Origin of the sequence: uncultured Proteiniphilum sp. (assembly GCF_937873925.1) — a bacterium.
Classification (GTDB): Bacteria; Bacteroidota; Bacteroidia; order Bacteroidales; family Dysgonomonadaceae; genus Proteiniphilum.
The window spans coordinates 1-6,879 of record NZ_CALNAT010000014.1 but is presented as its reverse complement, the minus strand read 5'-3'; the positions used below and the strand labels follow the sequence as shown (position 1 = coordinate 6,879).

Here is a 6,879-nt window from a genome sequence, read left to right as displayed (position 1 = left end):
CGTAAGCCAGCTGAGTTACAGTCAGCCCCATTTGGCCACTCTGGTAACTGCCCGGTATTTGCAGGTGCAAATTTAATACAATTATTTGTATTTTGACTGAAGTTCCATCATTTTTAAAGCGGTGATGGCCGCTTCGTCGCCTTTATTACCATGCCTGCCTCCTGATCTGGCTTTTGCCTGATCCAGCGTGTTGGTGGTAAGAAGGCCGAAAATTACCGGTACATCGTACTTTAGGTTGAGCTGGGTAGTACCTTCCGTTACACTGTTGCAAACAAAGGTGAAGTGCGGTGTCTCTCCCTGAATAACACATCCCAGAATGATGACGCTGTCCACCTCCGCTTTTTCGATCATTACCTTTGCAGCGTAGGTCAGTTCGAAACTTCCCGGTACGTGTTCAATAATAATATCATCACCCGCAAGGCCGAATTTCAGGAGTGTGTCGGTTGCTCCGCGCAGTAGACTGCTGGTTACGGATGAGTTCCAGTCGGACACCACGATGCCTATCCGTTTTCCTTTCCCGTCGGGAACCACCGTGGGATCGTACGACGAGAGGTTATTCAATGCTGTAGCCATGACTGTTTAGTTATTTTCTTTCAGGAAAAGAGCCTGCTGGATAAATTTGTCCGCTTCCCGTGATTCGGGAGCGTTGAGATAGGTCTCTTTAATTTGGGTGAAAATCTCAATCGCTTTATCATAGTCGGCTTTACTCAGGTATGCCTCTCCCGCTTTTTTGTAGTAGAGGGGGCTGAGCATCTCGTTATCGGCTTCTTTGGCTGCCTTGAGAAAGTTGGAAATTGCTTGGTCGGTCTGCCCCATATTCATATATACATCGCCTAGGGCGCCGGTAACAGCGGGGGTGACCAGGAGATCCCCTCCTTTGAACTTTTTCAGGTGCTCCAGTGCTTTCTCATTATTGCCTATCCGACTATAGGAAATTCCTGCATAGGCATGCGCAAGGTCGGCCGTTCTGGTGCCTTTATACCGATCTATCACAGATTCAAACCCGATATAATCGTTGCCGTTGCCGAAAAGGGCGAGAGAATCTTCACCGTTCTGAAAATAGCGTTCACCCTTGAAAATAGCGGCTTGCGCCTTCTCGTTACGGGGCGTCTTATGTAAATAGTGGTAGGCGAGGAAAGCGCCCACGACCGCGATCACTATCAGCAACCCTGTTACAATGGTCTTCTGATTCTTTTCGAGGAACTGTTCGGAAGTGGTAAGTGCTTCCCCGATATTTTCGAAATTCTTTTCGGCCTTCGATTCTTTTGTTTTTTTAGCAGACATATTTTACTGAAAAAATGTTACGTTTAATTTTTCGAGATGCAAAAGTAATGGTTTTTAAGTGATAAATAAAATTTCAAGGCCTGTTTTTTGTAAAAGTAGATGGCTGTTTTTAATCTTTTTCGTAGGTTTGTAGTCTAATCGGGAGTTGGAGTATTGAATTCGACATTCAAAGTCTTTATTCTTTGCTCTTTTCTCTTTGTTCTAAATGGATTTAATATGAAGAAGTATATACTGGTTGTAAGCATGTTGATAATCGGGCTGTCCCGTATGGCGGGGCAGGTGGATGCCGGTTTCACTACCGTGCCGGTGGTGAACGGGAAGGTGGTTTTTGAGCAGTTCATACTCACGGATCAGGAACTTTCGGCAAATCAGAAATATGCCGTCCTGCAAAAATGGGTAAAAAATAAATATGCCGGCAGTCCGTTGGTGTCGGGCATTCGCTTCGACGATAAAAACCAATCGGCCACGGTAAGTGCAAAAACCGAGCTGGCGGGTGTGCCGGAGAAAACAGTGATGAATTACCGGTTCGACCTCTCCGTAGCCAATGCCGGGTGCATATTGGTGGTAAGGGATATTACCTACCAGGGCGCGCCGAAACAGGGAGCATCGTCTTTCCCGAAGGTTATTACAGCCGAGCAGACCATTACCGACCAGGCGGTGAGTGCTTTGGGTGAAGAGGGGCAAATGAGGAGTAGCACACGAAAAGCTACGCTCTCGTTTCTGAATGATCTGTATAAAGAGGTATCGGGACTGTTTTAACAAATCCTCCACAGTCATGCAATTGGACATGATCGGTTTATCCATTCATCTCTTTGAAAATTAATTTGGAGAAAGCTTTGGTAAATTGAAATTATATGCTTAATTTTGCGCCCTGATTTATCGGGAAATTGTCTTCCGGTGAATTCTATAGGCGTGAATAATAATATACAATACATTATATAGCAATGTCTAAGATTTGTCAAATAACAGGTAAAAGAGCAATGGTTGGCAACAACGTTTCTCATTCCAACCGGAAAACGAAACGTATATTTAACGTCAATTTGTTCAGAAAGAAATTCTATTGGGTGGAAGAAGATTGCTGGATCAGCCTGAACATATCGGCATCCGGTTTGCGCACCATCAATAAGATTGGTTTGGATGCAGCCTTGAAAAAAGCCGCTGCAAATGGATATTTAAACGCTTAATGAGAGGGAGGAAGCAGCAATGGCAAAAAAGGTAAAAGGAAACAGGATACAGGTGATTATGGAATGCACTGAGCATAAGGAAAGCGGTCTGCCCGGTACTTCAAGGTATATCACCACCAAGAACAGAAAGAATACTACAGAACGGCTGGAATTGAAAAAATACAATCCTATCCTCAAGAGAATGACTGTTCACAAAGAAATCAAGTAAAACAAGATAGACTATGGCAAAGAAAGCAGTGGCGGGATTCCGTGACAAAAATACAACTACAGGGCGCAGTCATACCAAAGTAATCAAAATGGTAAAATCGCCCGAGACCGGTGCGTACAGTTTCAAAGAAGAGATGATCCTGAACGATCAGGTGAAAGATTACTTTTCGAAATAAATCTGTTAAAAATATATAAATGCTTCCCTGTGCCCAAACGCAGGGAAGTTTTTTATTGACTATTTTGTAGCTTTGCAGATTGTGCGGATTGCCTGTCGGAGTGTACAGGTAAATAATCAAAAGTACCTTAATAATTGTTCTATGGGCTTTTTTGACAGATTCACAAAAGGGAAAAAAGAGACACTGGAAAAGGGTCTCGAAAAAACGAAGGAGAATTTTTTTTCGAAGATCACACGTGCCGTTGCCGGTAAGTCGAAAATCGACGATGATCTGCTCGACGACCTGGAGGAGGTATTGGTTACCTCTGATGTGGGGGTGGATACGACTCTCAAGATTATCGACCGGATAGAAGAGCGCGTAGCCAGGGATAAATATGTGGGAACAGATGAGTTGACCGCCATGCTCCGTGAGGAGATCGCCCGGCTCCTGACCGAAAATAATACCGAGGACCTGTCGGAATTCTCCCTTTCAGAAGGGCAAAAACCTTATGTAATCATGGTGGTAGGCGTAAACGGTGTGGGAAAAACAACTACCATAGGCAAACTGGCTTACCAGTTCAAGCAGAAAGGATACTCCGTTTATCTGGCTGCCGATACGTTTCGCGCGGCAGCGGTGGAACAGCTCGATATCTGGGGAGAGCGGGCAGGTGTGCCGGTGATCAAGCAGAAAATGGGTTCCGACCCTGCTTCGGTGGCATACGACGCGGTCAATTCGGCCAAGGCGCATAATGCCGATGTGGTGATCATCGATACGGCCGGCCGCCTGCACAACAAGATCAATCTCATGAATGAACTGACCAAGATCAAGAATGTGATGGGAAAGATTGTTCCCGACGCTCCCCATGAGGTGCTTCTCGTTCTTGACGGTTCCACCGGCCAAAATGCCTTTGAACAGGCCAAGCAGTTCACGGCTGCAACGGAAGTGACGGCGCTGGCCATTACCAAACTTGACGGAACCGCCAAAGGGGGAGTAGTGATCGGTATTTCCGATCAGTTCAGGATCCCGGTGAAGTATATCGGTCTGGGCGAAGGAATGGAAGATCTGCAGGTGTTCCGAAGAAAAGAATTTGTAGATTCCCTGTTTGGAGAATGAAGGCATTGAAGGCTAAAATATATGGTTAACAATAGGATAGATGTCGTTACGCTCGGTTGCTCCAAAAATCTTGTGGATTCGGAATTGCTGATGCGGCAACTGGTTGCCAACGGATATACTGTGGAGCATGACCCTCAAACACCGTGCGGCGATATTGCCGTGATCAATACCTGTGGCTTTATTGGCGATGCGAAGGAAGAATCGATCAATATGATCCTCTCCTTTGCAGAAGCGAAAAAACGGAACAAACTCAAAAAACTATTTGTGATGGGTTGTTTGTCAGAAAGATACAGAAATGAACTGTCGGAGGAAATCCCCGAGGTGGACAAGTTTTACGGTAAATTCGACTGGAAAGGCCTTATCACTGATTTGGGTAAATCCTATTATAAAGAATGGGAGTTTGACCGCTCGTTATCGACCCCCTCCCATTACGCCTATGTGAAAATATCGGAAGGATGCGACAGGACCTGTTCTTATTGCTCTATACCCTTGATCACCGGAAAATACAAGTCGCGCCCCGTTGAGGAGATCGAAGAAGAGATCCGTCATCTGGTGGGTAAAGGGGTGAAAGAATTCCAATTTATCGCACAGGATCTTACCTATTACGGACTCGACTTATACGGGCGAATGGAGCTGCCCGGACTGGTGGAGCGGGTTTCCGATATTGAAGGGGTGGAATGGATCCGCCTCCATTACGCCTATCCTGCGCATTTTCCGACCGACTTGTTACGGGTGATACGTGAACGGGATAATGTCTGCAACTATCTCGATATCGCGCTGCAACATATCAGTGATCATATGCTGAAAACAATGCGGCGTAATATTACCAAACAACAGACTATCGATATGATCCGGCGTTTCCGTGAGGAGGTGCCCGGTATCCATCTTCGTACCACGATGATGGTAGGACACCCGGGTGAAACAAAAGAGGATTACCTGGAACTGATTGATTTTGTGCGGGAAACCCGGTTTGAAAGGCTTGGTGCATTTCCCTATTCGCACGAGGAAGGCACCCATAGCTACCGGCATTATTCCGACAATGTGCCTGCAGGAGTGAAACAGGAAAGAATGAACAGGCTGATGGCCCTCCAGGAGGGCATCGCCCTGTCGGTGAATGAAGCGAAAATAGATGAGGTCCTGAAAGTGATTGTCGACCGGGAAGATACCGAGTATTATGTCGGTCGCACTGAATTTGACTCCCCGGAAGTGGATGGAGAGGTATTGATCGATAAGAAAAGGGCGTTGGAGATCGGCCGGTTCTACGATGTGAAAATTTATGCGGCAATGCCTTTCGATCTGTTGGGAACGGTGAATGTTTGATTTGGGATTTAGAAATTGGGATTTTAATTGCATAACATTTTAGCTGATATGACCCACGATGACCTTATTGCTGAAGTAGCCAAACGGCTTGAATGGCCGGAAGAAAAAGTGACCGGTCTCATTGAGACGATCCTGGAAGTGGTAAGTACGGAATTAAAGATGAATAATGCGGTGGTTATCGATGATTTCGGTACTCTAAAAACCGGTATTCAGCCGGAATACATCTTAGTGAATCCGAAAACCAAAGAACGGCATTTGATGCCGCCTGCCGTAGAGGTCGTTTTTGAGGCCCTGTGCGAATTGGATGAAAATGATCCGGCGCGCTATTGTGATTTTACGCCGGATGAGGGGTTGTATAATGATATGAACAATTCTTTCTCACAGTTTGAACCGACGCTTTTGAATGAAAGCGTGCAGTTCCCCGATATCCCGGAAATAGTGGCGGGAGAACCGGAAGAGGAAAGCAGAACCCCCGAATATCAGCATCCGCAGGAAGAAGAAAGTTATTCGCCGGGACATACTTCCCCGCCGGAAGCAAGTCCGGAATCCGGAATACCGGCAGAGATAGAATGGGAGGGATTTGAGGCGGTTGCCGAAGAATCAGAGCCTGCCGTTCCCCCGGAAATTACAGGACCGCTGGAATTTGCAGTACAAACGAAGTCGACGGGACGAACTGCACTGGCCGGTATGAAAGAATCCCCGCCCCAATATCGCTCCTCCCGTCGGGGAGCGAGAAGCAATAAAAGAACATCGCCTGTTTGGATCCCGATAGCGGGAGGGATAGCCATTATAGTGGCATCACTTTTTTTTTTCAAAGGAGACAGGGACAGGGAAAGCGGAGATAATAGGGAAAAATAGCATAATCCGGCAGGATGATCCCGCCTTGTATGCCCAACCGGTTGTACCACCTTCCGAAGTAGAACCGGTTGCAACACTCCCCAAAAAGGAACCGGAGAAGACAGTTCTTCCAGCAGGGAAGACATTACGATTGCTGGCACTGGATCTGTTTGGAAACAGGGAATTTTGGGTGTATATTTATTTAGAGAACAGGAACAAAATTCATAATCCCAATAGAGTCCCCTCGGGAACGGAGTTGCTTCTTCCCGACAGGTCGACATATTCCATTGACGCGGCAGACCCACAATCGATAGCCAAAGCCAAATCTCTTGGAAATGAGGTTTTGAAGAAGTTTTAGAACATGCGTCCATTCATAATAGAAGTCCAAATTTCTTTTTCGTCCCGAATTCATGGTCTATAAAAATAATAGCGATTTGTTTTGACAAATTTACCCTCAACGGAATCACGATGCAAGAGTTGACCTTTCATATTTTGTTGGAGGATGAAATAAAAATTGAAGTGAATCTAAGGAAAGTAAAACAATCAGAAATAAGAAGTATCTATTTATCGGAAAGAATTTAAACATTATGGAAGCAGCGACGGATTTATACTAATTGCCATTATTTTTGCTGTTATCATTATATTCAATATTCAAATCTTTATTCAGTATGACAAAAACAAATTCTTTTATTTTATTGTTGCTGCTGATTTTCTTTGCAGCATGTACTTCAGCGACGGAGAGGCCCGGCAACGGTGATCCGATGCGGTATACCATCCAG

Annotated in this window: 10 protein-coding genes; 8 read left to right on the top strand and 2 right to left on the bottom strand. The window is 45.6% G+C overall.

Annotation, left to right across the window (positions count from 1 at the left end; all coding sequences use genetic code 11):
* Window positions 1-81: 81 nt before the first annotated feature.
* Together ribH and Q0502_RS01065 are read right to left on the bottom strand one after the other, a co-directional pair.
* Window positions 82-573, bottom strand: coding sequence for a 6,7-dimethyl-8-ribityllumazine synthase (ribH, locus tag Q0502_RS01070; RefSeq protein WP_298646135.1), 492 nt, complete (start codon window positions 571-573; stop codon window positions 82-84).
* Between the two features lie 6 nt (window positions 574-579).
* Entirely contained in the window at window positions 580-1,284 is a 705-nt protein-coding gene (locus Q0502_RS01065) for a tetratricopeptide repeat protein (RefSeq protein ID WP_298646133.1), read from the bottom strand.
* Window positions 1,285-1,500: 216 nt separating this feature from the next.
* Between Q0502_RS01065 and Q0502_RS01060 the strand changes: the two genes are divergently transcribed.
* The 8 genes from Q0502_RS01060 to Q0502_RS01025 all read left to right on the top strand — a co-directional run bounded on the left by Q0502_RS01060 (window position 1,501) and on the right by Q0502_RS01025 (window position 6,458).
* Entirely contained in the window at window positions 1,501-2,043 is a 543-nt protein-coding gene (locus Q0502_RS01060; RefSeq protein WP_298646131.1) for a hypothetical protein, read from the top strand.
* A gap of 185 nt (window positions 2,044-2,228) precedes the next feature.
* A complete protein-coding gene (gene rpmB / locus Q0502_RS01055; RefSeq protein ID WP_298646126.1) occupies window positions 2,229-2,468 on the top strand; it encodes a 50S ribosomal protein L28 in 240 nt (79 codons plus the stop codon).
* A gap of 19 nt (window positions 2,469-2,487) precedes the next feature.
* Window positions 2,488-2,676, top strand: coding sequence for a 50S ribosomal protein L33 (rpmG, locus tag Q0502_RS01050; RefSeq protein ID WP_298646124.1), 189 nt, complete (start codon window positions 2,488-2,490; stop codon window positions 2,674-2,676).
* A 13-nt stretch (window positions 2,677-2,689) separates the two neighbouring features.
* The gene (locus Q0502_RS01045; RefSeq protein WP_298646123.1) at window positions 2,690-2,851 is read left to right on the top strand and encodes a DUF4295 domain-containing protein; all 162 of its coding nucleotides are present in this window, start codon (window positions 2,690-2,692) and stop codon (window positions 2,849-2,851) included.
* A gap of 141 nt (window positions 2,852-2,992) precedes the next feature.
* Window positions 2,993-3,943 (top strand): signal recognition particle-docking protein FtsY, encoded by a 951-nt coding sequence (ftsY, locus tag Q0502_RS01040; protein ID WP_298646121.1) that lies wholly within the window; start codon window positions 2,993-2,995, stop codon window positions 3,941-3,943.
* A 21-nt stretch (window positions 3,944-3,964) separates the two neighbouring features.
* Window positions 3,965-5,263, top strand: coding sequence for a 30S ribosomal protein S12 methylthiotransferase RimO (gene rimO / locus Q0502_RS01035; protein ID WP_298646118.1), 1,299 nt, complete (start codon window positions 3,965-3,967; stop codon window positions 5,261-5,263).
* Between the two features lie 48 nt (window positions 5,264-5,311).
* Window positions 5,312-6,121 (top strand): HU family DNA-binding protein, encoded by an 810-nt coding sequence (locus Q0502_RS01030; RefSeq protein ID WP_298646116.1) that lies wholly within the window; start codon window positions 5,312-5,314, stop codon window positions 6,119-6,121.
* A 25-nt stretch (window positions 6,122-6,146) separates the two neighbouring features.
* The gene (locus Q0502_RS01025) at window positions 6,147-6,458 is read left to right on the top strand and encodes a hypothetical protein (protein WP_298646114.1); all 312 of its coding nucleotides are present in this window, start codon (window positions 6,147-6,149) and stop codon (window positions 6,456-6,458) included.
* Window positions 6,459-6,879 lie beyond the last annotated feature (421 nt).

Bases quoted from the DNA above. Each gene is read 5' to 3' on its own strand.
- Q0502_RS01045 (WP_298646123.1), top strand. From the start codon at position 2,690: ATGGCAAAGAAAGCAGTGGCGGGATTCCGTGACAAAAATACAACTACA.
- rpmB (WP_298646126.1), top strand. From the start codon at position 2,229: ATGTCTAAGATTTGTCAAATAACAGGTAAAAGAGCAATGGTTGGCAAC.
- Q0502_RS01030 (WP_298646116.1), top strand. From the start codon at position 5,312: ATGACCCACGATGACCTTATTGCTGAAGTAGCCAAACGGCTTGAATGG.
- rimO (WP_298646118.1), top strand. From the start codon at position 3,965: ATGGTTAACAATAGGATAGATGTCGTTACGCTCGGTTGCTCCAAAAAT.
- Q0502_RS01065 (WP_298646133.1), bottom strand. From the start codon at position 1,284: ATGTCTGCTAAAAAAACAAAAGAATCGAAGGCCGAAAAGAATTTCGAA.
- Q0502_RS01060 (WP_298646131.1), top strand. From the start codon at position 1,501: ATGAAGAAGTATATACTGGTTGTAAGCATGTTGATAATCGGGCTGTCC.
- ftsY (WP_298646121.1), top strand. From the start codon at position 2,993: ATGGGCTTTTTTGACAGATTCACAAAAGGGAAAAAAGAGACACTGGAA.
- rpmG (WP_298646124.1), top strand. From the start codon at position 2,488: ATGGCAAAAAAGGTAAAAGGAAACAGGATACAGGTGATTATGGAATGC.
- ribH (WP_298646135.1), bottom strand. From the start codon at position 573: ATGGCTACAGCATTGAATAACCTCTCGTCGTACGATCCCACGGTGGTT.